General features: G+C 35.3%; 18 protein-coding genes, 1 tRNA gene, 1 pseudogene and 1 riboswitch. Of the genes and pseudogenes, 12 read left to right on the top strand and 8 right to left on the bottom strand.

The window, feature by feature from the left end; genetic code table 11:
- The first annotated feature begins 757 nt into the window (after positions 1-757).
- Both ACQ65V_RS06320 and ACQ65V_RS06315 read left to right on the top strand, forming a co-directional pair.
- Complete coding sequence (locus ACQ65V_RS06320) at positions 758-1,492, top strand: LytR/AlgR family response regulator transcription factor (protein WP_430467296.1); 735 nt, start codon at positions 758-760, stop codon at positions 1,490-1,492.
- Between the two features lie 18 nt (positions 1,493-1,510).
- Positions 1,511-3,439, top strand: coding sequence for a tetratricopeptide repeat-containing sensor histidine kinase (locus tag ACQ65V_RS06315; protein ID WP_430467295.1), 1,929 nt, complete (start codon positions 1,511-1,513; stop codon positions 3,437-3,439).
- 3 nt (positions 3,440-3,442) lie between these two features.
- On the opposite strand, the gene ACQ65V_RS06310 is transcribed toward ACQ65V_RS06315, so the two are convergent.
- Complete coding sequence (locus ACQ65V_RS06310) at positions 3,443-4,015, bottom strand: DUF3109 family protein (protein WP_155088848.1); 573 nt, start codon at positions 4,013-4,015, stop codon at positions 3,443-3,445.
- Between the two features lie 90 nt (positions 4,016-4,105).
- Here ACQ65V_RS06310 and ACQ65V_RS06305 point away from each other — a divergent pair, with 90 nt between their 5' ends.
- The 3 genes from ACQ65V_RS06305 to ACQ65V_RS06295 are packed head-to-tail and all read left to right on the top strand — an operon-like array spanning position 4,106 to position 5,509.
- Entirely contained in the window at positions 4,106-4,687 is a 582-nt protein-coding gene (locus tag ACQ65V_RS06305; protein ID WP_155088850.1) for a MarC family protein, read from the top strand.
- A 10-nt stretch (positions 4,688-4,697) separates the two neighbouring features.
- Positions 4,698-4,901, top strand: coding sequence for a hypothetical protein (locus tag ACQ65V_RS06300; protein ID WP_430467294.1), 204 nt, complete (start codon positions 4,698-4,700; stop codon positions 4,899-4,901).
- Positions 4,898-5,509, top strand: coding sequence for an FAD-dependent oxidoreductase (locus ACQ65V_RS06295; protein ID WP_430467293.1), 612 nt, complete (start codon positions 4,898-4,900; stop codon positions 5,507-5,509). Before ACQ65V_RS06300 ends, ACQ65V_RS06295 begins: the two co-directional genes overlap by 4 nt.
- Here ACQ65V_RS06295 and ACQ65V_RS06290 read toward each other — a convergent pair.
- The 3 genes from ACQ65V_RS06290 to ACQ65V_RS06280 form a co-directional block, all read right to left on the bottom strand.
- The gene (locus tag ACQ65V_RS06290; protein WP_430467292.1) at positions 5,499-7,106 is read right to left on the bottom strand and encodes a S41 family peptidase; all 1,608 of its coding nucleotides are present in this window, start codon (positions 7,104-7,106) and stop codon (positions 5,499-5,501) included. The genes ACQ65V_RS06295 and ACQ65V_RS06290 overlap by 11 nt on opposite strands.
- Positions 7,106-7,537 (bottom strand): deoxycytidylate deaminase, encoded by a 432-nt coding sequence (locus ACQ65V_RS06285; RefSeq protein ID WP_430467291.1) that lies wholly within the window; start codon positions 7,535-7,537, stop codon positions 7,106-7,108. The genes ACQ65V_RS06290 and ACQ65V_RS06285 overlap by 1 nt, the downstream gene beginning before the upstream one ends.
- A gap of 76 nt (positions 7,538-7,613) precedes the next feature.
- Positions 7,614-8,201, bottom strand: coding sequence for a HupE/UreJ family protein (locus ACQ65V_RS06280; RefSeq protein WP_412561833.1), 588 nt, complete (start codon positions 8,199-8,201; stop codon positions 7,614-7,616).
- A gap of 135 nt (positions 8,202-8,336) precedes the next feature.
- A riboswitch (SAM riboswitch) is annotated at positions 8,337-8,461 on the top strand.
- A gap of 103 nt (positions 8,462-8,564) precedes the next feature.
- Between ACQ65V_RS06280 and ACQ65V_RS06275 the strand changes: the two genes are divergently transcribed.
- The 4 genes and pseudogenes from ACQ65V_RS06275 (at position 8,565) to metF (ending at position 13,773) form a co-directional block, all read left to right on the top strand.
- Positions 8,565-9,578, top strand: a complete 1,014-nt coding sequence (locus tag ACQ65V_RS06275; RefSeq protein WP_430467290.1) for a homocysteine S-methyltransferase family protein — start codon at positions 8,565-8,567, stop codon at positions 9,576-9,578.
- A pseudogene (locus tag ACQ65V_RS06270) lies at positions 9,578-10,369 on the top strand (dihydropteroate synthase); the annotation flags it as partial. The gene ACQ65V_RS06275 and the pseudogene ACQ65V_RS06270, both read left to right, overlap by 1 nt.
- A gap of 207 nt (positions 10,370-10,576) precedes the next feature.
- Complete coding sequence (locus ACQ65V_RS06265; protein ID WP_430468621.1) at positions 10,577-12,691, top strand: vitamin B12 dependent-methionine synthase activation domain-containing protein; 2,115 nt, start codon at positions 10,577-10,579, stop codon at positions 12,689-12,691.
- Positions 12,692-12,816: 125 nt separating this feature from the next.
- On the top strand, positions 12,817-13,773 hold the full coding sequence (metF, locus tag ACQ65V_RS06260) for a methylenetetrahydrofolate reductase [NAD(P)H] (protein ID WP_430467289.1): 957 nt from the start codon (positions 12,817-12,819) through the stop codon (positions 13,771-13,773).
- Here the strand turns inward: metF and ACQ65V_RS06255 are convergent.
- Together ACQ65V_RS06255 and ACQ65V_RS06250 are read right to left on the bottom strand one after the other, a co-directional pair.
- Positions 13,770-15,155: a tetratricopeptide repeat protein gene (locus ACQ65V_RS06255; RefSeq protein ID WP_430467288.1), complete on the bottom strand. Its 1,386-nt coding sequence runs from the start codon at positions 15,153-15,155 to the stop codon at positions 13,770-13,772. The genes metF and ACQ65V_RS06255 overlap by 4 nt on opposite strands.
- 144 nt (positions 15,156-15,299) lie before the next feature.
- A tRNA-Leu gene (locus ACQ65V_RS06250) sits at positions 15,300-15,381 on the bottom strand.
- A gap of 143 nt (positions 15,382-15,524) precedes the next feature.
- Between ACQ65V_RS06250 and ACQ65V_RS06245 the strand changes: the two genes are divergently transcribed.
- The 3 genes from ACQ65V_RS06245 (at position 15,525) to pth (ending at position 18,050) form a co-directional block, all read left to right on the top strand.
- A complete protein-coding gene (locus tag ACQ65V_RS06245) occupies positions 15,525-16,466 on the top strand; it encodes a ribose-phosphate pyrophosphokinase (RefSeq protein ID WP_155088869.1) in 942 nt (313 codons plus the stop codon).
- A gap of 207 nt (positions 16,467-16,673) precedes the next feature.
- Entirely contained in the window at positions 16,674-17,342 is a 669-nt protein-coding gene (locus ACQ65V_RS06240) for a 50S ribosomal protein L25/general stress protein Ctc (protein ID WP_155088871.1), read from the top strand.
- A gap of 75 nt (positions 17,343-17,417) precedes the next feature.
- Positions 17,418-18,050, top strand: a complete 633-nt coding sequence (pth, locus tag ACQ65V_RS06235; protein WP_430467287.1) for an aminoacyl-tRNA hydrolase — start codon at positions 17,418-17,420, stop codon at positions 18,048-18,050.
- Between the two features lie 44 nt (positions 18,051-18,094).
- Here the strand turns inward: pth and ACQ65V_RS06230 are convergent, their stop codons facing one another.
- Both ACQ65V_RS06230 and ACQ65V_RS06225 read right to left on the bottom strand, forming a co-directional pair.
- Entirely contained in the window at positions 18,095-18,997 is a 903-nt protein-coding gene (locus tag ACQ65V_RS06230; protein WP_430467286.1) for a PorP/SprF family type IX secretion system membrane protein, read from the bottom strand.
- 29 nt (positions 18,998-19,026) lie between these two features.
- The gene (locus tag ACQ65V_RS06225) at positions 19,027-23,976 is read right to left on the bottom strand and encodes a thrombospondin type 3 repeat-containing protein (protein WP_430467285.1); all 4,950 of its coding nucleotides are present in this window, start codon (positions 23,974-23,976) and stop codon (positions 19,027-19,029) included.
- Between the last annotated feature and the right edge of the window lie 93 nt (positions 23,977-24,069).

Here is a 24,069-nt window from a genome sequence, read left to right as displayed (position 1 = left end):
TGAGTTAAAAATTTTCCTATTCGAGGAATAAAAAAGGGCTCGAAACTTTCAAAAACAGAGATTTTTAAAGTTGACTTAAAAACCGCTATTAAAATCTATTTTTTACTTTGCCCTGAACAAATATTGACAATTGTCGTTAAAATTAAAAGGCATAATCATAAACATTGTCAACAAGTTTTTAACAAACTGCGGTAGCGCCTATAAAACCTAATGTTTTGTGAAATTATTATATAAATATTTGATTTTCAGTTATTTATAAATACGTGGTCATTCATTTACATGTAGGATTAATCATATAAAAACAATGGCTAGTAGGCGTGTTTATTGATAGTTTTATAATTTGTATATGGTATGTAGATAACGAAAAAGAGCGTTTTAATAAACGCTCTTTTTCTCCCTAATAACTAACTAAGTAATGAAAAAGCAATCCCTAAATTGCTTGTGACAAATTAACACTGAAATAAAAAGGCAGAATTAAAAACAAATCCTGACTTTATATGATTAATAGCGTTTAACCTTTTTATTAAGAGCAAACCCCCATTCACTCCTAACTTGGTCAGTTTCATTACTCAAATATCAAAATAAACTTGTACATATTTTAATAGCAATGTATAACTGGTAAAAAAAAGTGTATAGGTGGATATTTGAAATTTAACATTCCAATTTTAAACACACTATACATAAATCTCTACATGATATACATAAAAAAACGACATCATTTAATATATGTATATATTTATAACTTAGAATCTCAATTATGTTAAAAGCTGTAATTATTGATGACGAGCCTAAGGCCATTCAAAGTTTAATTTGGGAATTGGGCAACTTCAAAGAAGAAATTGAGGTAACACAGTCATTTACAAACCCAGAAGAGGCTTTAAAATATTTAGCATCGCATACACCAGATTGTTTGTTCCTGGATGTACAGATGCCAACCATTGGTGGTTTTCAGTTTTTAGAACAGTTAGAACAAATAAATTTTGCGGTTGTAATTACAACGGCTTATGATGAATATGCAATAAAAGCACTAAAGCACGAAGCTATTGATTACCTCTTAAAACCTATAGATTCTGACGATTTAAGAGAAACCATAGATAAAATAAAAAAGCATAGTGATCGGTTTTTGAATGCAACCAAGTTAGAAAACATGCTTTCTAATTTTAATTCGAAATTCGATAAAAAACGTATTACGATAAATACAGATGGTAAGCTTTTATTTTTAGATGTCGATGATATTATCTATGTAGAATCTGACGGTAATTATAGTACGCTTTTTCTACAAGATCAAAAAAAGATAGTAGTCACTAAAAAGCTAAAAGAAGTAGATGCCATTTTACCTGAGCACTATTTTTTTAGAATTCATAATTCATTCATCATTAACCTAAATAAGATAAAAGCCTTTATAAAAAATGAAGGCTACGTGATTATGGATAGCAACCATAAAATCCCTGTTGCTAGGCAGCGTAAATCTGATTTCCTTGAAAAACTTTAATAGAATAGCTTAATATCCTTGAAAAATAACATTACATATAAAATTTTATTTTTTGTCGCAGTATTTGCGATGGGTTCTTTAATAAGCAATGCCCAAGATTTAGATTTTGAAGCTGCGCTAGATCACCTTAGTAAAACAAAACCTGCAACTTACACTGGCATTGATTCCATATTAAAACCCTTTGAAAGGGATAGTATAAAAATGAAGCGTGTTTTAGAAACTGCTAAGCTAAACACCTATCATGAAGGTGCCAGCTATGCACTCAACGCACTTGGAGTAATCAACAGAAATATTTCTAACTATGATAAAGCCATCGAGCTTCACGAACAGGGAAAATCTTTTGCAGATAAAGCAAAAAACAATGAATTACGCATTGTAAATCTTAACATGATAGGTGTCGCTTACAGACGTATGGATATTATTAAACCTGCACTAGATTATCACACCGAAGCTTTAAAAATTGCTTACGAAGTAAAAGACCCATCACCAACGGTAAACTATAATATCGCCGTTTCACAAAATAGTATTGGAAACATTTATTTGGCATTGCAGCAGTACGACATAGCCATAATGCAGTTTAAAAAATCACTTGAAATTGAGGAAAAAGCCAATAATAAATTAGGCTTGGCGATTAACTATCACAATATTGGCTATGCAGAAGAGGCCAAAGGGAATTTAGACATTGCATTAGCGAACTACGAAAAATCCTTGTACTACAACGAAGCTATTAATTCTGAAGTTGGTCGTATGATATGTTTTAATAGCATTGGAGGTATTTATCTTAAGAAAGAAAATTATGAAAAAGCAGAACCTATTATCAAGGATGCTCTAAAAAAATCATTGGCACTAAAGGATCAGTTCTATATTGCATCCTCTTATATTAATCTCGGCCAGCTAGAAATTGCCCTTAATCAAATTTCCCAGGCAGAAAACACATTAAAAAAAGGACTTGAGGTCGCAAGTACTTACAATTTAAAATCATCTATTGCATCCTCTAGTAAATTACTTTCTGAAGTCAATAAGTTAAAAGGGAATTATAAAACTGCTTTAGAGTATTATCAAAATGCCGTAGATATTGAAAACACTATTCTTACAGAACAAAATCTTCAATATGTTAATGATATCGTTATTGAATATGAGAACCAAAACAAGAACAATCAAATTAAAGCCTTAGCATCAGAAAAAGAAGCTATGAGGCTACGTCTGGAGCGCAACAAAAGTATTTTTTGGTATTCTATGTTAGCTTTAGCCATTTTTGGAATTGCCTTATTCATCATTAACAGAAATAGAAGTTTGGAGCAAGACAAACAAATCCTAACCTTAGAACAAGATATGTTGAGAAGCCAAATGAATCCTCACTTTATCTTTAATTCACTCAACTCCATAAAACTCTATATCATTAATAATGAAAAGGAAAATGCGGTGTATTACCTCAATAAGTTTTCCAAATTAATTCGTAAAATCTTAATCGCTTCAAAAGAAAAAGAAACGACGTTGCATGACGAATTAGAAACCATGAAGCTTTACATGAATATAGAAAACATAAGGTTTGACAATGAGATAGATTTTAACATAAACGTTGATGAATCCATAAATACTGAAGTCACTAAGGTGCCATCATTAATCCTTCAGCCCTTCTTAGAAAATGCGCTATGGCATGGCTTATCGTCTAAACCTGATAACAAAAAAATAGATTTGAACGTGTTTAAGAATTCTTCAGATTATATCACTGTTGAAATCATTGATAATGGGATTGGCAGAATCGCTTCAAAGAGAATTAAGGACAATAAAAAACTAAAACGAAAATCAGTGGGTATAGATATTACAAAAGCACGCTTAGCCAATTTCTCAAAAGCCTTTCAAAATTCTTATACTCTAGATATTGATGACCTGTACGAAAGTAACACCCCTTCAGGTACTCGAGTGACGCTAAATATCCCTGTGTAAAAATTACTTCCCAAAGTTTTTCTCAGCAACCTTCTCCAGTTCAGCATACCAATCTTCACCAAACTTTCTAATTAGCGCTTCTTTTACAAACTTATAAACAGGCACTTGAAGTTCTTTTCCCAATGAACAGGCATCATCGCAAATTTCCCATTTTTCGTAGTTAACTCCAGAGAATTCAGAGTAGTCTTTTACACGTATAGGATATAAATGGCAAGACACAGGTTTTTTCCAATCAACCTCGCCTTGATTGTATGCTTCTTCAATAGCGCAAAGAGCCGTGTTTTTTTCATCAAAAATCACATAAGCACATTCTGCTCCATTAATCAATGGTGTTTCCAGCTCTCCATAATCTGTTTTTACGGAAGTGCCCTGAGCCTCTATGACTTCTATGCCTTCTTTTCTAAGGAATGGTTTTACTTTTGGATAAATGTCTTCTAAGATTTTGACTTCTGCTTCCTCAAGAGGTGCACCTGCATCTCCATCAACACAACAAGCACCTTTGCAAGCAGAAAGGTTGCAGACAAAGTCCTTCTGTATTATATCTTCTGAAACGATTGTTTTTCCTAGCTGAAACATGCCGCAAAAATAGTTAAAGTTTACTGTAATTTAATATTGAAAATCAGTAATTAAGTCGCACCTTTGCGGCGAATTTTAGAATTAAATGTCATGGAGTTAAATTTTAAAGAGATTTTTACAGCGTTTATGGTACTTTTCGCGGTAATTGATATTATCGGAAACGTTCCAATTATCATCGATTTACGTAAAAAAGTTGGTCATATTCAGAGTGAAAAGGCGTCACTTATCGCTGGTGTGATAATGATTATTTTTCTGTTTGTTGGAAAGAGTTTACTCAACCTCATTGGTATTGATGTTAATTCTTTTGCCGTAGCTGGTGCCTTTGTTATCTTTTTTATAGCCCTAGAAATGGTTTTGGGCATTACATTATACAAAGACGAAGAGCATAATGCATTGACAGCTTCGGTTTTTCCTTTGGCATTTCCTTTAATCGCTGGCCCAGGAAGTCTAACAACCTTACTATCCTTACGTGCAGAATTTGCAATTGAAAATATTATTGTTGCCGTAATTTGCAACGTCATTTTTATATATATTGTATTGAAAACGTCGGCAAAAATTGAAAGAATATTAGGTGCAAACGGTATTAAGATTATAAGAAAAGTTTTTGGTGTAATTTTGTTGGCAATAGCAGTGAAACTTTTTGCTGCAAATATTAAAGCATTATTGGTTTAAAAACTAAACTATGAAAGTATTTACTTGGATAATAACCATTCTTGCATTAGGACTAATTATTTTTAATGCTACAAAACTAGATTTTGAGGCACCTTTTGAAGGAGAAAGCTACACAGCTGTTCTTACTATTATAGCTTCATTATGTGCTGTAATTTTACTTCAAATTCTTAGAATTTCTAAGAAAATTGAAACCCTAAGTAAGAAACATAAATGAATTTTGATGTTTTAATCATAGGAGGTGGAGCAGCGGGTTTGTCTTGCGCATTGGTTTTAGGTTCGGCAAAAGAAAAGGCCTTTGCTAAAGATAAGTCTATTGGTATAATAGCCCATCAAAAAGCGTCGCACTTACAAAATGCGCTTTTCAAGAATGTGTTAGGATTACAACCTGGCACTTTGGGTAAGGATATCTTAGAAAGCGGAAAGGAACAGCTCAAAGAGCTATATCCTCATATATCCCAAATTGAAAAGGAGAAAGTAACGCAAATAGAGAAACTTTCAGGTGGATTTAAAGTCATTACCAATAAAGGCATTTATCATTCAAAAATTGTTGTTGTTGCGGTTGGTTATACAAATCTTATGACCATAAAAGGCCTTGAAGATTATATTGAACCTCATCCTAGAACAAAACCTGAAAAAAATAGAATCTGGTTAAAAAACACTGATCATTTAATTGAAGAAAACCTTTATGTTGCTGGTACCTTGGCTGGTTGGAGAAGTCAATTTTCAATGGCTTGTGGAAGCGGATCGCATGTTGCTACAGATATTCTAACACTTTGGAATGATGGGCAGCACACTAAAGTGCATGATAAGATTACTGCTTAAAATTTGGGTATTCTGTACTTAAGAGTATCACCTCCTGTACCATTACATCTTCTTTATTAAGGATTTCTTCAAAAGCATTGTCATCATACAATTGCCTTGCTAAAGTAGCTTTAATCAATCGTCTGATTTCGTCGTTATAAGCAACAAAGGTTAAATTTGTGCCTTCTCTTCGGTTAACAAATTCCTGAAAGCGAACAACAATATCATCACTCACTTCAAAATTATTAATGAAATCATATTTAGTAACGTGGTCGTATGCATTTCTATCCTTATCCAATTCTTCAAAAACAAAATAACCAAAATGCCCTCTTCTACGTAAATAGTTTATGGTTTCGTTATCAAACGAACGGTCAACAGGTACAAAAACATCTGGTATAATACCGCCGCCTCCATAAACAATCTTACCCTTTGGTGTTGTAAATTTTAAGGAATCATCTACTTTAATACTCTCCTCGTCAGCCAGCTCACCAGTTCTAAGGCGTTTGTAATAATCGTTGTAATAGGATCTATTGTCACCATTGGTATAAGGTCGTTGTATTGATCGACCTGTTGGAGTATAATATCTTGAAACCGTTAAACGTACCGCACTACCATCACCCAATGCCATTTCACGTTGTACCAAACCTTTGCCATAAGATCGACGTCCTATAATAATACCTTTGTCATTATCCTGAAGTGCACCAGCTATAACCTCACTTGCCGAGGCTGAGTTCTCATTGATTAGAATATAAATCTCACCATCCTCAAAATCACCTCTGCGTGTGGCATAAGTACGCTCTTCCTTTCCTTTTTTATCTCTGGTAAACAAAATAAGCTTATCGTCCTCCAAAAATTCATCAGCAATTTGTTCTGCAATTCCCAAAAATCCTCCTGGATTATCCCTCAAATCTAGGGCTAATTTGGTTGCACCTTGTTCCTGTAGTTCTTCTAAAGCCGATTTAAATTCTTTAAAACTAGATTCTGCAAAACGGTTCATTTTGATGTAACCTAATTCATCAGTTAACATGTAAGCCGCTTCAATGCTTTTAATTGGAATATCTTTTCGTCTTACATCAAATTCAAGTAATTTACCCTCGCTCTTTCTATAAACCGTAAGTTTAACTTTTGTGTTTTTATCGCCTTTAAGTTTTTTTGAAATAAAATCGCTCGTAATATCCTTTCCGAAAATAGTGTCGCCATCTGCCATTAATATGCGGTCACCGCCTAAAATTCCGGCACGTTCACTCGGGCCATCTTCTGTAGGTTTTACAACTGCAATGGTATCTCTATATGGATAGTAGTTAATCCCGATACCGACAAAATCACCTTTCATGTTTTCGGTTATTCGCTGTAAATCTTCTTTTGGAATGTAGGTAGAATGTGGATCTAGATTATCTAAAATACCGTTAACGGTTACATCCACTATGCTATCCGTATCAACTTCATCTACATACTCATAATCTATGTAATCTATTAATCGGTTGAGCTTGTCTTTTTTACTATTGGTAGTAAAAAGATTATCAGAAGTGTCAGTAAAATTCAACTTACCACCAATGACAACACCTGTTGCTATTGCAACACCGATGATAAGTGGTATGTATTTATTTTTTGTTGCCATTAGGCTTTTAAATCTTCAATATGCTCTAATTCTATTCCGGCTTTTCTTAAAAATTGCAGTCCAGAATCATCTTTATAACCTTCTTGATACACTACACGAATTATGCCAGCCTGATGAATCAACTTACTACATTCCTTGCATGGTGATAACGTAATATATAATGTTGCTCCTTTACAAGATTGTGTTGAGGATGCTACTTTTAAAATAGCATTGGCCTCAGCATGTAGCACATACCACTTGGTATAGCCTTCCTCATCTTCGCAATAATTCTCAAAGCCTGTTGGCGTGCCATTATAGCCATCAGAAATAATCATTCTATCTTTTACAATCAGCGCACCAACCTGTTTGCGCTTACAATGAGAGAGCTTTCCCCACTCTTGTGCAATTCTTAAATAGGCCTTATCGTAACGTAATTGTTTTTCCTTGGACATTAAGCATTAATGTAAGTAACGAATATAAAAGGTTAGAATTGTATAAACAATTTACTTGCCGTTAAAGTTTTATCAATTATGAAGCGTTTAACAAATCACTACCTATTATCATTGGGATCACCAATCCAATAACAATAGCAGAAAGGACCATGACCCAATCTCTACGCGAAAATCTAAAGATAGTTTGAAACAAGAACCCTAAAAATAAGATAATGAAAACCACAATGATTTGAGCTATCTCTATACCAATGGCAAACTCAATAAGAAATGCCAAAGAGCCATCGTCTAACATCTTTGCTTCACGTGCAAAACCTAATCCGTGAATAAGTCCGAAAAAAAGCGTGGTAATAAAAAGCACACTAATTTTATTGTTTCGTTCTTTTTTGCCTGCGGTAAATACATTATAAATAGCCGCTATTAAAATGGTTATCGGTATTAAAAATTCTACCAATTTGCTGTTAACGGTAACAACATCATAGGCACCTAGAAATAGAGAAACTGTATGGCCTACTGTAAAGAGTGTCACCAAAACCAAAACACGTTTCCAGTCCTTAAACACATAAGGCACAGCTAATACCATCAAAAAAAGCACATGGTCGTAGCCATTAATATCTAAAATATGGTTAATGCCTATTTTAACATTAAACCAGAAGTTTTCTAACATAATTAATTCATTTGGGATAGTCCAAAGTTACGATTAAAATGCAATATGCTCTAGTTAAAATAAAGTGAATAAAATTTGCTTATTGATAATTTCTTTCGGAATATTGTGTACACAAAGTTCAATTAACTTATTGAGATGTTATCAAGAAAGGTGGAGGGATTAGACCCTATGAAACCTTAGCAACCCTTAAACTTATTAAGAAGGTGCTAAATTCTACTGTTTATAGCGAATCATTTCTCGCAAATTCGGATAGATAACCCAAACGAAATTACACATCTGTAATTCCCTATTTTCTTATAACATTTTTCTATTAAGTACACCTTTACGGTGGAATTGACTTTTGGTTTTACCAAAAAAACAACTATGACCAAACGCAATAGTAAAGTAGAAATCGAATTGTTAAAACGAATATTAGTCCTCGATGGAGCCATGGGAACCATGCTTCAGCAGTATAATTTCTCAGAAGAAGATTTTAGAGGCGAACGTTTTAAGGATTACCCTTCGCCACTAAAAGGCAACAACGATTTGTTATCCATAACACAACCAAAAGCCATAGCAGAAGTACATGCTAAATACTTTGAAGCTGGTGCAGACATCGTTGAAACCAACACATTTTCTGGTACAACAATCGCCATGGCAGATTACGATATGGAAGATTTGGTGTACGAACTCAATTTTGAATCCGCCAAAATCGCTAAACAAGTTGCAGAAGAATTCACAAAAGCCAACCCAGAAAAACCACGTTTTGTGGCAGGTAGTATTGGTCCAACCAATAAAACCGCAAGTTTATCACCAGACGTTAACCGACCAGAGTACAGAGCGATTACTTTTAACGAATTACGAATTGCCTACAAACAACAAGTTGAAGCCTTAATTGATGGTGGTGTTGATATCCTTTTAGTTGAAACTATTTTTGACACGCTTAATGCCAAAGCAGCTTTATTCGCTATTGAAGAAGTTAAGGAAGAACGAAACATAGACATTCCGATTATGGTTTCAGGAACGATTACAGATGCTTCGGGTAGAACTTTATCTGGTCAAACGGTTGAAGCTTTTTTAACGTCAATTTCGCATATTCCATTATTGAGTGTAGGTTTTAATTGCGCACTTGGTGCAGAACAGTTGAAACCATATTTACAAAGGCTTTCTAACGAAACTGAATTTTTTACCTCAGCACATCCCAACGCAGGCTTACCAAATGCTTTTGGCGAATATGATGAATCACCAAAACAGATGCAAGGCTTTATTGAAGACTATCTTAAGGATGGCCTCATCAATATAATTGGTGGTTGTTGTGGCACAAGTCCAGACCACATCAAAGCTATTGCTGAAGTTGCTCAGAAATACGAACCAAGATTAATTCAAGAATTTGCATAATGGCAGAAAGTGACTGTAAGAAATATTTAACCTTATCTGGATTAGAACCACTGGTTGTAACTCCAGAAAGCAATTTTATAAATGTAGGAGAGCGAACAAACGTAACTGGATCCCGAAAATTTTTACGTTTAATAAAAGAAGAAAAATACGATGAAGCCCTTGATGTTGCTAGAGATCAGGTAGAAGGTGGCGCGCAGATTCTAGATGTTAACATGGATGAAGGTATGCTCGACGGAGTGCATGCCATGACGACCTTTTTAAACCTCATCGCATCTGAACCAGATATTTCTAGAATCCCATTAATGATCGATAGCTCTAAATGGGAAATTATCGAAGCTGGTTTGCAAGTCGCACAAGGAAAATGTGTGGTCAACTCTATAAGTTTAAAAGAAGGCGAAGCCGAATTTAAGCGTCAAGCAAAATTGGTAAAACGCTACGGAGCTGCTGTCATTGTCATGGCTTTTGATGAAGATGGACAAGCAGACACTTACGACAGACGAATTGAAATCTGTAAACGCTCGTACCATATTTTAGTAAACGAGCTAAACTTTCCACCTCAAGATATTATTTTCGACCCTAATATTTTTCCTGTGGCAACAGGTATGGATGAGCATCGTAGAAATGCCATAGACTTTTTTGAAGCCATAAAATGGATTCGTGAAAATTTACCTTATGCCAATGTTTCTGGTGGAGTGAGTAACGTCTCATTTTCTTTTAGAGGAAACAATGTGGTTAGGGAAGCCATGCACTCATCATTTTTATACCATGCCATTAAAAACGGAATGAATTTAGGTATCGTTAACCCAACCATGCTTGAAATTTATGATGAAATAGACAAAGAGTTATTAGAACTAGTTGAAGATGTGCTATTCGATAGACGCGATGATGCAACAGAACGCTTATTGGATTTTGCGGAAGAACTTAAGGCAAAAGGTTCCACCTCTACAAGTAAAGATGCAGCAGTACAGGAATGGAGAAACGATCCTCTACAAGATAGAATCACGCATGCTTTGGTAAAAGGTATTGATGCCTTTATCATAGAAGATGTTGAAGAAGCACGATTGGCATCTAAAAAACCAATTGATGTGATAGAAGGTCATTTAATGATTGGTATGAATATGGTAGGAGATTTATTTGGTAGCGGAAAAATGTTTTTACCACAAGTGGTGAAATCGGCACGTGTGATGAAAAAAGCGGTTGCATATTTACAGCCGTTTATTGAAGAAGCAAAAAAAGCCCCTAAATCCCCTAAGGGGACTTTTTTCTGGAAAACTGCAGATCCTTTGTTGTACGGTTTGATGAAAGAACATGCCAAAACAATGAGGAATAAACCAACAGAAGCAGAAGCTTTGCTATGGGATGTTTTGAGTAACAAAAAATTAGATAATCATAAATTTAGAAGACAACATATTGTCGGGAGTTATATCGCAGATTTTATTTGTTTAAAAAAAGGGTTAATTGTCGAAATTGATGGGCTAATACATCAATTACCTGAAAATAAAGCTTCAGATGAAGAACGAACAAAATGGCTAAACGAACAAGGTTATAGAGTAGTTAGATTTACAAATGATGAAGTTTTATCAAATCTTGATGATGTACTAGAAAGATTAAAAGAAGCGCTAAAAGTTTCCCCTTTGGGGACGGAAGGGGTCAGATATGCAGGCAAAATTTTAATGGCTACCGTAAAAGGTGATGTTCATGACATTGGCAAAAACATAGTTAGTGTGGTTTTAGGCTGCAATAATTACGAGATTGTAGATTTAGGAGTTATGGTACCACCTGAAAAAATCATTGAAACTGCAAAACGAGAAAACGTAGATGTCATTGGTTTGAGTGGTTTAATTACCCCATCGTTAGATGAAATGGTCTATGTCTCAAAAGCCATGGAAAAGGAGCAATTGAATATCCCACTTATTATTGGTGGCGCTACAACATCTAGAGCACATTCTGCAGTAAAAATTGCACCACATTACAGCAATACGGTTGTTCATATTAATGATGCATCAAGAGCTGTAACGGTTGTTGGTAACTTGCTTCAGGAAAACAATCAAGTTTTTAAAAATCAAATTCGTGAAGAGTATGATTTGTTTCGTGAGCAATTTATGAAACGAGGCAAAAAGAAAGAATATCTTTCTATTGAAGACGCTAGGAAAAATAAATTTAAAATCGACTGGAACACTTCTGAAATTGTAAAACCACAACAATTGGGAGTTCAGGTTATAGAAGATTTTGATATTACAAAACTTGAAGATTTTATCGATTGGACACCATTTTTTAGAAGTTGGGATTTGCATGGTAAATATCCAGCGATTTTAACTGATGCTATTGTTGGAGAACAAGCCAAAGAATTATTTACTGATGCTCAAGTTTTACTCAAACGTATTTTTGATGAAAAGCTTTTGAAGGCCAAAGCCGTATTTGGAGTGTTTCCTGCAAATACTGTAAATGATGATGATATTGAAATAGATGTATCCCAATGTCACACTGAGCACAGTCAAAGTGCATACAAGTTTCTTACCCTTCGCCAACAATCCAAAAAGGCTAAAGGCAAACCAAACTTAGCCTTAGCCGATTTTATAGCACCTAAATCATCTGGCAAACAAGATTATATGGGTTGTTTTTGTGTTTCCACAGGATTTGGAACTCAAGAACTAGCAGCACAATTTGAAAAGGACAATGACGATTACAACGCTATAATGATTAAAGCGCTTGCCGATAGATTGGCAGAGGCTTTTGCCGAATATTTACACAAAGAAGTAAGAACAAAACATTGGAATTACGCTAAAAACGAAAACCTAACGAACGAAGACCTGATTAAAGAAAATTATAAGGGAATTCGCCCAGCACCAGGATATCCAGCTTGTCCAGATCATTTGGAAAAAACAACCATTTGGAAACTTCTTAATGTAAAAAAAGCTATTGGAGTAGAGCTTACGGATAGTTTGGCCATGTGGCCAGCAGCAAGTGTAAGTGGCTACTATTTTGCAAATCCTGAAGCTAAATATTTTGGGTTAGGGAAAATTAAAGAAGACCAAATTAAAGATTATGCGACGCGCAGAGACATTAGCGAGGAAGAAGCAATAAAATGGTTGAGCCCAAATTTAGCGGATTAGTGCGTTAGCGATTGCAGTGGCATCCTTTTTTGAGGTACGAGAAAAAGATATAACGGAAAGCGCGACCCTTGTGGTAACGCCAAAATGAAATTAATAAATGAAGTTCCCTTTGGGGATTTAGGGGAATGAAAGTAACAGAGCACATAAAAAAAGCCAATGGAAAAACACAATTTTCCTTTGAGATATTGCCACCTTTAAAAGGGCAACATATACAGTCTATTTTTGATAATATTGATCCTTTAATGGAATTTAAACCCCCATTTATTGATGTCACTTATCATCGCGAAGAATATGTTTTTAAGGAAGTTGAAAATGGGTTATTGAAAAAACAAGTGGTTAAAAAACGACCAGGTACAGTGGGTATCTGTGCCGCTATACAAAATAAATATGGTGTGGATGCCATTCCGCATATTTTGTGCGGAGGCTTCACCAAAGAGGATACCGAAAATTTCTTGATTGATTTAGATTTTTTGGACATTGATAATGTGATGGCACTACGTGGTGATGCGGTAAAAAGCGAAACTTATTTTAAACCTGAAAAAGAGGGTCATAATTACGCTAATGAATTGGTTGCGCAAATTGAAGATTTAAACAAAGGTATTTATCTAGACGAAGAATTATTGAATAGTTCTAAAACCGACTTTTGCATTGGTGTTGCGGCATACCCAGAAAAACATATGGAAGCTCCTAACCTAGATAGCGACATCCATTTTTTGAAAAAGAAAATAAAAAATGGTGCCACTTACATTGTCACCCAAATGTTTTTTGACAACCAAAAATATTTCGATTTTATAAAAAAATGCCGAAAGGAAGGTATTACCGTACCTATTATCCCTGGATTAAAACCCATATCCACAAAAAAACAACTGAATTTAATTCCACATCGCTTTCATGTTGATTTACCAGAGGATCTTATCATAGACGTTGTAAAATGCAAAGACAACAAGGAAGTGAGACAAGTTGGTATAGAGTGGTGTATTGAACAATCCAAAGAATTGCAAAAAGCTGGTATCCCTGTATTACATTATTATTCCATGGGTAAAAGTGATAATATTAGGACTATTGCTAGCGCGTTGTTTTAATCAAGTTTGGGAACGACAACAGATCTATTAATCCAACATTTTATTTCTATTGTTTTTCCCTGCATAGTTTTTAAGAATACTTCTTCTTTTGTTGGTGCTTTTGCCATATAGTTGGCAACAGATTGATTGACCAGTTTTTGCAATGTTGGGTCAACTCTAGACGCTTTTTTTGCTTCTTTAACCGCTAACCAATAGACTGCGCGTTGGTGAAAATTGTCCTTGCCGCAGTTCTTTGCACTACTTTTATACATTTCAGCAATTATTAAATGTGGCTTTCCGTTTGATGGGTTTAATTTTACAGCTTCCCATAAAAACACTCTTGCCTTAGCGTTTTGTCTTTTATTTTTAAGGATAACACCAATTCTAATGGCTAAATTAGATTTCTTATAAGGTCTGGTTTCTAATTTATAGCCATCCTCAAGGTATTTATAGGCCTCTTCATCCTTTCCATTTTTATATAAAACCGTTGCCACAAAAATTTTGGTATCAGCAGATGGTGCTACCTTGTCGTATTGTTTTACAAGCTTCTCATAAAGCGCATCGTCCGTGCATTGTTTATGGTACATTCTGTTAACAGCACGTTTTAGCCATACGCTATCATTTTGATGAATTTTGAAGTCTCTAGAATACAACGGAATTAAATTATCGCAATTAGCTTTTTTGTCCGCTATGGCATCTATATTATTCTGAATGAGCGCATAATTTTTAAGATAGCTCTCATAGGCTCTTTTCTTGTTTTTTTCTTTTCTTGTAAGGGTTTTTCCGCTTTCAAGTTTTAAAATGAGTACATTAAGTTTTTCAGAATAGTTCTGAACTTCAACGTCAATCTTTTCGCTAACATCGTCATAAGTATTAAACAATTCAGTTGCAGATTTTTTGCCCTCATCAAACAATTCTACCATTAAATAAAAATAAGTATATAAGCTTTTAGGGTGTGTAAACGATGCTTTGTCTGCATTAAATGCTACATTGAAACAATCGTATAAATCTGCATTGGTTTTTCCTAATTCGTCTTTATAATCATATTGCAACTGGCATGCTTTAGCGTCATATTCACCCTTTGGCGTATTACTTGCAAAATATTGGCTTCTATCTTTCCATAAAGCCAAAAGGGTTTCAATAAAACTCTTCTTTTCGTCACCTACGGCTCCATCAATTTTGTGTTTTAGAATTTTTTCGCCATCCACATAAATTGCTAAGCTTAAATCTGGACAATTGGTTTTTACGTACAACCATGGCTCATAGGCAGCGTCGTATTTTTTAGCTTTAACCGATTCATGAAAGTTTGAAAGCTTAGTCTTGCACTCTATATCTATTTGGGCGTTGGTAATTCCTATACCTAATAGCAAAAAGGTATAAAAGAGAATTGTTTTTCTTGACATAATGAAGTTGATTATAGTTAGTCTCTAACCAAAAAGTCACAAAAAACATACCAAAAGACCTGAAAGACAATACTATATCTGCATAGGATAGAATTCTCAAATTACAGTAAATAAAAAAGCCTCAACATACGTTGAAGCTTTTAGTACTCAAGGTGGGAATCGAACCCACACTTCCGAAGAAACTGGATTTTGAATCCAGCGCGTCTACCAATTCCGCCACTTGAGCAAATTTTGGACAGCAAAAATAGAAAATATTTTTCGCTAACCAACTAAAAATACTAGGTTTTATATATTCCCTAGCAAATAATTTTCCTAAATTTGACCCTAGCTAAAAACACAACTAACAACTCTTTTTAATTACTCATCGCAATGCCGAATAATACCATAGAAGCCAAGGTTTTTCCATGTACCCAAAGTAAAGATTTAGCAGAACAAATTGCTGACGCCTATGGAGTTAAATTAGGTAAGGTTATAACATCTACGTATAGCGATGGTGAGTTTCAACCCTCTTATGAAGAATCTATCAGAGGAACTCGAATTTTCATCATCGGTTCTACACATCCAGGTCCGCAAAACCTTATGGAAATGCTTTTAATGATAGATGCTGCCAAACGTGCATCTGCAAGACATATTACAGCTGTGATGCCTTATTTTGGATGGGCGAGACAAGACAGAAAAGATAAACCAAGAGTGCCAATCGCTGCTAAATTAGTAGCAAAAATGCTTGAAGCTGCTGGTGCTACTCGTATCATTACAATGGATTTGCATGCGGATCAGATACAAGGTTTTTTTGAAAAGCCTGTAGATCATTTATACGCTTCCACTATATTTTTACCATATTTAAAAAGTCTTAACTTAGATAACCTAACAGTTGCATCACCAGACATGGGAGGTTCTAAACGTGCCTACGCTTATTCTAAAGCATTAAAAAGTGATGTTGTTATTTGTTATAAGCAACGTGCAAAAGCCAACGTTATCTCACACATGGAACTCATTGGAGATGTTACAGGTAAAAATGTGGTTTTGGTAGATGACATGGTAGATACTGCAGGTACGCTGACGAAAGCTGCTGATTTAATGATGGAACGTGGAGCTAAAAGTGTAAGGGCAATATGTACACATCCTATTTTATCTGGTAGTGCTTACGAAAGATTAGAAAACTCTAAACTTGAAGAGTTAATCGTTACTAATTCTATTCCTCTAAAACAAGAAAGTAAAAAATTAAGAGTTTTAAATTGTGCTGAATTGTTTGCAGAGGTTATGTATAATGTGCATCATAACAAATCCATTAGTAATAAGTTTGTGATGTAACCGGTTTTTTTAGTCCTTGATAACATCTTTTTTCTAGCTAAAATGTCTTTTTTCTTATCATTTTTTTTCAAGTACTAAAAAATAGTGCTTAAACGCTAGTATTTCCGTATTATATTTTTAAATTTGCAGCCCTTTAACGCAGGATCTGCTTAGAGAGGACAAACCCTCAAAATGAGGTAATTAATAATATAAATTAAAATTTCTAAAATGAAATCAATTACAATCAATGGATCTCAAAGAGAAAGCGTGGGCAAAACGTCAACAAAAGCCTTACGTAATGCTGGTCAGGTTCCTTGCGTATTATACGGAGGAGAAGCTAAGCCAGTGCATTTTGCAGCGCCAGAACTAGCGTTTTCAAAACTCGTATACACACCAAATGCGCATACGGTTGTGATAAAACTAGATAACGGAGACAGTTTTAATGCTGTAATGCAAGACATTCAGTTTCATCCTGTAACGGACAGAATCCTTCATATAGATTTTTATGAAATCTATGAAAACAAGACCATCACCATGGAAATTCCTGTCAAAACAGAAGGTGTATCAAAAGGAGTGCTGAATGGTGGAAACTTAAGAATGCCTTACAGAAGATTAAGAGTAAAAGCTATTCCTTCTAAATTACCAGATTTTATAGAGATAGATATTACACCTTTAAAAATCGGAGACAAAGTTTACATTGGCGACTTAAAGAACGATGATTACGATTTAATTCACCCAGAAAATACAGTTGTATGTCAAGTAAGACGTAGTAGGTTGGCCATTGTTGATGCAGTTGATGAGGACGAAGATGAAGAAGGAGTTGAAGGAGAAGAAGGAACAGAAGCAGGAGAGGTGCCAGCAACAGAAACGGATGACGTTGCTGCTGTAAAGGAATAAATTTTCCTGATATTAGATATTGAAAAGCATTCTTTAACAAGAATGCTTTTTTTATTTTTACACAAATAGAAATAGATGTTTGGATTTTTAAAAAAATGGCTTGGTTTTAGCAATACTAATGAGCAAAATGAAGAAGACAACATGAAAAAATTCTTAATTGTTGGTTTAGGAAATATTGGCGAAAAATATAGTAATACCAGACATAACATCGGTTTTAAGATTTTAGATTACCTGGCAGATAAAGAAGATATTTCTTTTGAAACATTAAAGCTGGGTGATGTTTCTACCCTAAAAGTAAAAGGGAGAACTCTGATTCTTCTAAAACCAAGTACCTATATGAATCTAAGTGGAAAATCCGTAAAATATTGGTTAGAAAAAGAAAAAATTCTATTAGAAAATCTACTCGTTATTACCGATGATCTCAATTTACCTTTTGGTACTTTACGGTTAAAAACAAAAGGTAGTGATGGTGGGCACAATGGTCTCAAGGATATACAAGATAAATTACAGACCACTAAATATAATCGCTTTAGGTTTGGTATAAGTGATGCTTTTAGTAAAGGAAGACAGGCAGATTATGTTTTAGGTGAATGGGGTGATGAAGAAAACGCGAAGCTCAATGAACGTTTAAAAACTTCTGTTGAACTCATAAAATCCTTTGCTCTAGCAGGCGTAAATACTACCATGAACCAATTTAATGGAAAATAAAAAAGACCGCAATTTGCGGTCTTTTTTATTTTATAAGAACTGTCTTAATCAGATTTATTCTTAAAATTAAATCTCACTAAAACTTCATGTGTCCCATTACTCATATTAGAAATATCATCTCTAGTAGAACTTTCATAAGCATAGCCAATATCCATCCAGTCGGCTAAGTTAACCATCATTAATCCAGCGAAAGCTTCATCTGTTCTATAAGCAGCTCCAACTTCAAACCTCTTGTAAAATCTAAAAGCTGCAGTAATATCTGCTGACAATGGAGTTCCACTTACATATCTAATAATAGTAGAAGGTCTAAATTCTGTGTTTTCACTTATGGAAAAATTATAACCACCAGACAAATACACATGAGCCTCTTCTGTAGCTTGAGTTACTCTTCCTTCTGATTCATCAATTCTTTCGCTAGATAGAATACTAGGTACAGAAAGAGAAACAAAATAATCATCGTTCATTAAGTATGCACCAGCTCCAAAATTTGGTCTAAAACCAGTATCTATATTACTTAATGCCGGATCGGATTGAAAACCAAAATTCGATAGATTATCTCTATTTATATCATATGTACTTCCTCCTGCCTTTAAGCCCAAAAACAGGTCTGTAGCTTCTGAGATTTGCAGTCGATAAGAAAAATCAATATTAAAAGTTGTTTGACTTTCAATAAATACTTGATCCGCTACCAATGACACACCTACTCCTATTTTATCACCAATAGGCTGAGAATAAAAGAAACTCTGAGTTTCTGGCGCACCTTCCACATTAACCCATTGACTTCTAATATTTGATGTAAGGCTCGTGTTACCATCGGCACCTGCATAAGCAGGATTTATAATATTCATTGTATATCTATACAAAGTATAGTTGGGTTCTTGTTGAGCATATACAGACCCAAACAAAAGAATTGCAACTATTATTAAAGTGTTTTTATAAAAATTCATTGTGTTCATTTTATTTAAGTTATATGCTATTAAAGAGTTAAATATATCCATCCTGTAAGCACCACTGTACCATCACCGTTTTGGTCTATAGAATAGTAATAAGAACCTGTTGGTAAAGTTTCACCATTATAAGATCCGTTCCAATCGTTGCTATACCCTTTAGTGCTGTATACTTCATTACCCCATCTATTATAAACTTTAACAGATGCGCTTGGGAATCTTTCAGCATTAATTACAATCCAGGTATCATTAATACCATCACCATTAGGTGTTAGCACATCATTAGGTAACATATTATCACAAACATCACCAACTCCATTTCCATCAAGGTCTGATTGACTAGGGTTAGCCTCCAAAGGACAATTATCTTCTTCGTCTAACACATTATCATTATCGTCATCATCGTCACAAATATCTCCTATACCATCAAGATCGTTATCTGCTTGGTCTGGGTTAGGTATCATTGCACAATTATCATCAACGTTTAAAATACCGTCGCCATCCATGTCATCATCACACAAATCACCAATTCCATCACCATCTATATCAGACTGATCAGTATTCGCAACTAACGGACAGTTATCATCATCATTTAAAATAGTGTCACCATCAAAATCATTTGGGTCTCTTGTTCCACAAACCTCAATTGACAATGAATTGATCACACCTCCATCAAGCGCTCCAAATGTATCAGAAACTGTAATCGTCCAAACTCCGTTAGAAAAGTCACCATTAAATGAATTTAAATCACCTTCTGGTTGGAAAGAACCAGTAAATGGTGGTGATCCAGCTGTGATAGGTGAAGTTGCATCATCATCAAATACCGTATCGATATAATCATCGCCACCTCCACCGTTTCCAGAGGATAAATCAACCGTTACACCATCAGGGCTTGTTATAGAAATATCTAAATCTGCATCCCAATCGTGCTCAATATTGATTGTTACGTTAACGTCTGTGATTATTAAACTTTCCACGATATCAATAGTAGCAAAGTAATCTGCATCATCTCCTGAAGAAGCAATATCAATTGGTGTATCTAGTGAAGTTCCATTGGTACACTCTTCGTCACACTCATCACCAATTCCATCACCATCAAAATCTGTTTGCTCTGGGTTAGCATTTTCTGGACAATTATCATCAACATTTAATACCCCATCACCATCTATATCATCATCACAGACATCACCTATTCCATCATTATCTAAATCTGCTTGATCTGTATTGGCAGTATCAGGGCAGTTATCCTCAGCATTAGGAATACCATCACTATCATTATCATCTTGCTCAAATCCACAAACTTCTAGTGTCCAACTATCAATTGTACCTGTATCAGCTCCAAATCCATCAGCAACATTAAGTGTCCATACACCACCCGAAGGTTCGCCATTAAAGGCAGATAAAGCTTCCTCAGGTATAAAAGACCCAGTAAATGGTGGTGCGCCAGCTTGAATAGCTGTATCTCCATCATCATCAAATACGGTAGCAGTATAGTTGTCTCCACCTCCACCGTTTTGGTCTGATAGAATCACTGAAGTACCTGATGGACTCGTTAACACCAATGTTAAATCGCCATCGAATGTGTGTGTTATGTTTACTGTAACATTGACATCTGTAATTTCATAGGCGCCAGAAAAATCAATGTTAGAATCCGCTCCACCTTCAAAATTATCTGGTATGTTAACAGGTGTATCAGCAGAATCAAAAGTTCCACATAATGTATCACATAAATCTCCTATACCATTTCCATTTTCATCTGCTTGATCAGCGTTAGCAATCAAAGGACAGTTATCATCAACATTTAATACTCCGTCACCGTCAATATCATCATCACAAACATCTCCTATACCATCGTTGTCTAAATCTTCTTGATCAAAATTAGCAACATCTGGACAGTTATCTGCATCGTTCGGAATGCCATCATCATCATTATCTGCTTGAGGAATTCCACAGATTTCCAAAGACCAACTATCTAATGTTCCTGCAATAAAAGCTATAGTATCTGAAGCATTTAAGGTCCAATCACCACCAGAGAATCCTCCGTTAAGAACAGATAAATCTCCATCGGGTTGAAAACTCCCAGTAAAAGGAGCAGTACCAGCTCCTATAGGAGTAGATGCCTCATCATCAAAAACTGTATTTGTATAGTTATCACCATCTGCACCATTGCCTGCCGTGAGTAAAACTTCCGTTCCATCTGGTGCAATTAACTTCAGCGTAATATCCTCTGTCCATTCGTGAGATACATTTACCGTTACATTTACATCTGAGATTATAGATGTAGTCGGAACATTAATTACTGAATTAACCCCAAATGTGTTGGAGTCAGGGATATCAATAGGTGTGTCTGTAGAATCAAAAGATCCACAAATAATATTTGCTGTAGTAAAACTAGCTTCTGAATAAGCTCCTGTACCACAATCATTAACTCCTCTAACTCTCCAAAAATATTCTGTTACAATATTTAAGTTTGTTGCTGTAAATGTTGGGTCATTTACCACTGTACCTGCTACTATGTTTGTAAAAGCAGCATCTGTAGCAACATCTATTTCGTAAGCAGTTGCATTTAGATCTGCATCCCATGTAAATACTACTCCGTTAGATGCATCAACATCTGTAGCACCATCAGCAGGTGTCAATATATTAAGTGTCGCCAAATTAGAGTCATAAACATTAAACTCTACATCAGCTGTTTTAGTTATTCCTCCTGAGGTTCCAACTAAGGTAAAAGGATAGTTGCCAATAGCTAAACTGCCAGTTCCTGATACTGTTACAGTTACTGCAGTTCCATCAGCTGTTGCTGATGTCGGTGAAAACACAGCAGTAGCACCAGCTGGCAATCCAGTAGCACTAAAAGTGGTCTCATCTGTGAACCCAAGGAAGGTGTTATAAGTAAAGTTATATACCACGTCATCTGGCGTACAAACATCAATTGAACTATCTGCTACATTTAATACAAATTCTGATTCTTGTAGCGTAAAGTTTGTTGAATTAATAGCGTAAAAAATGTTGTTATTCCCTTCTACTTTAACTCTTGCTGTTGAAGAGTCACCTCCTGTAATAGGTACAGTTACATCATGCGAACCATCATTTGGTACGTCTGTTGCCATTACAAATGGATAGGTAAAGCCTCCATCGGTTGATAATAGAATATTTACAGTTGGAGTGTTTACAGCACCTCCATCTGTACCAGCTACATCCCAAGTTACTGTCTGGTTTGAGCCAGCATCCCAAGTTTCGTTGGTGGTTTGGGAAGTAACTACAAATGGCCCAGCGGCACCTTCTACATTAACTGTCATGGTATCATAGTCGCTCTGTGGTGTTTGTCCAACACCATTTGCTTCACTTCGGTCTCTTACCGTTAAGGCAAAATTTAATGCTCTTCCAACATTAGATACAGTTTCCCAAGACGTATTATCCACAGTTTCCACTGGGTTCGTTTCTGTCAATTGACCAGCAACTACACGCTCTATAATTGGCATATAACGATCTGGTGATGTATTTGGTGGTCTAGATCGCCAAACAGCACCTGTAGTTTTATCAGGTCCAAAATTTCCTGATGTGGTTGTACCATCATCAATTTGTTCCCAAGTATAAGTTAAGATGTCGCCTCCATCAGCATCAGTAGCTGCACCTCTTAAAACAAATGCTGTTCCTGTTGGAATTGTATAATCCGAGCCAGCATCTGCCACTGGTGGATTATTACTAATAGCAGTACCAACCCAACAAGTTCGAGTTTCTAAATTGGTTAAAATCTGAAGAATTGTATAATAATGAAAATAAGGATCTGAATGATCTTGTACATCATTAGCACCAGTAATACCTGCATAACCCATAATGGTTGTACCACTACCAGGCTCCGCATTTACACCTTGTCCTTCATTACCTTGAGAAAAAGTATGATTCCCACCCATCTGGTGACCAATTTCATGTGGTACATAATCAATGTCGAAGAAGTCTGACATATAAGGCCCTCCATCATTATCTTGAAATGAATGAGATGAAAATCCACTTCCTTTTTGTCCATCTACACAGACACATCCAATACAACCCGCGTTACCGTTATTACCTCCAAAAGCGAATAGATGTCCTATGTCATAATTGGCTTCACCTACATTTGCTGTTAAGGTTGACTGTAATTCACCATTAAAATTTCCGCTATAAGGGTCTGAAGAAGCATCTGGATATATAATTTCAGTACCTGTTACTAAGGTAAATGTTACTGCCATATCTACTTCAAATACTTCATTACTTCTATTTAACGTAGAAACGACTTGGGCAAGCGCATCTGCCTGAGCATCTCCATTAGAATTATCACCATCATCCCAAAAGTTGGTATATTCACCATTAGTTGAAATCGCAATTCTAAACGTTCTCAAGGTTTGGTCATCCGCATCTCTACTTGCCAGTCCACTTGTATCAATAGGCAAAAACTCATTTTCAGTAAGGCACTCATAATCTTTTAAGCCCACCGTTCTTACTTCTCTACTGTAAACGATGTATGAACCATTATCAGTTTTACTTAACGGCACCGTAAAGTTCATTGGTTCGTTAGGATAGGATATTAGCGTTTGCAATCCTTGAGGTGTAACACTAAAACGTGCTCTGGTTCCTGGGTTTTCCATACTGTATCCTATGTAAGTTTTTATCTCAGGATACAACTCAGAGAGTTCTTCTGATAATACAGGTGCTTCAACAACCATAAATTGCTCAAGTTCACCCTTAACATTGGGAAGGTAAACCCTTGCGTTTGACGACGTCGTCACATCAGAACGCAATGGAGCATTTACAAGTTCAGCTTTAAATGCATCTAAATCTAATTGATATGTCTGATAAAATTTTTGATTTAGTGTCGTTTTTTCATCATTACTGTTTAAATCTATTCCATTGGTTTGCTGCCAATAACCCTGTTGAGCTAAAGCAGAAAATACCGATAAAAACATGGATAATGACAAAACAAAATGTAGCTTTGTTTTCATAAGTTTTTGTGTAGAAAATTAAAATTCCTCGAATTTATGGTTTTTTTAACAAAGACGAATTAGATTATTAAAAAAAATATTAGAACTTCATAA

This window comes from Winogradskyella ouciana (genome assembly GCF_965284585.1).
GTDB lineage: Bacteria > Bacteroidota > Bacteroidia > Flavobacteriales > Flavobacteriaceae > Winogradskyella > Winogradskyella ouciana.
Note: the sequence above shows the minus strand (reverse complement) of the source record. Positions and strands in the feature narration are given on the sequence as shown.

Excerpts from the sequence above, each read along its gene's own strand:
- ACQ65V_RS06320 (WP_430467296.1), top strand. The coding sequence starts at position 758 with ATGTTAAAAGCTGTAATTATTGATGACGAGCCTAAGGCCATTCAAAGT.
- ACQ65V_RS06310 (WP_155088848.1), bottom strand. The coding sequence starts at position 4,015 with ATGTTTCAGCTAGGAAAAACAATCGTTTCAGAAGATATAATACAGAAG.
- ACQ65V_RS06305 (WP_155088850.1), top strand. The coding sequence starts at position 4,106 with ATGGAGTTAAATTTTAAAGAGATTTTTACAGCGTTTATGGTACTTTTC.
- ACQ65V_RS06300 (WP_430467294.1), top strand. The coding sequence starts at position 4,698 with ATGAAAGTATTTACTTGGATAATAACCATTCTTGCATTAGGACTAATT.
- ACQ65V_RS06295 (WP_430467293.1), top strand. The coding sequence starts at position 4,898 with ATGAATTTTGATGTTTTAATCATAGGAGGTGGAGCAGCGGGTTTGTCT.
- ACQ65V_RS06290 (WP_430467292.1), bottom strand. The coding sequence starts at position 7,106 with ATGGCAACAAAAAATAAATACATACCACTTATCATCGGTGTTGCAATA.
- ACQ65V_RS06285 (WP_430467291.1), bottom strand. The coding sequence starts at position 7,537 with ATGTCCAAGGAAAAACAATTACGTTACGATAAGGCCTATTTAAGAATT.
- ACQ65V_RS06280 (WP_412561833.1), bottom strand. The coding sequence starts at position 8,201 with ATGTTAGAAAACTTCTGGTTTAATGTTAAAATAGGCATTAACCATATT.
- ACQ65V_RS06275 (WP_430467290.1), top strand. The coding sequence starts at position 8,565 with ATGACCAAACGCAATAGTAAAGTAGAAATCGAATTGTTAAAACGAATA.
- metF (WP_430467289.1), top strand. The coding sequence starts at position 12,817 with ATGAAAGTAACAGAGCACATAAAAAAAGCCAATGGAAAAACACAATTT.
- ACQ65V_RS06255 (WP_430467288.1), bottom strand. The coding sequence starts at position 15,155 with ATGTCAAGAAAAACAATTCTCTTTTATACCTTTTTGCTATTAGGTATA.
- ACQ65V_RS06245 (WP_155088869.1), top strand. The coding sequence starts at position 15,525 with ATGCCGAATAATACCATAGAAGCCAAGGTTTTTCCATGTACCCAAAGT.
- ACQ65V_RS06240 (WP_155088871.1), top strand. The coding sequence starts at position 16,674 with ATGAAATCAATTACAATCAATGGATCTCAAAGAGAAAGCGTGGGCAAA.
- pth (WP_430467287.1), top strand. The coding sequence starts at position 17,418 with ATGTTTGGATTTTTAAAAAAATGGCTTGGTTTTAGCAATACTAATGAG.
- ACQ65V_RS06230 (WP_430467286.1), bottom strand. The coding sequence starts at position 18,997 with ATGAATTTTTATAAAAACACTTTAATAATAGTTGCAATTCTTTTGTTT.
- ACQ65V_RS06225 (WP_430467285.1), bottom strand. The coding sequence starts at position 23,976 with ATGAAAACAAAGCTACATTTTGTTTTGTCATTATCCATGTTTTTATCG.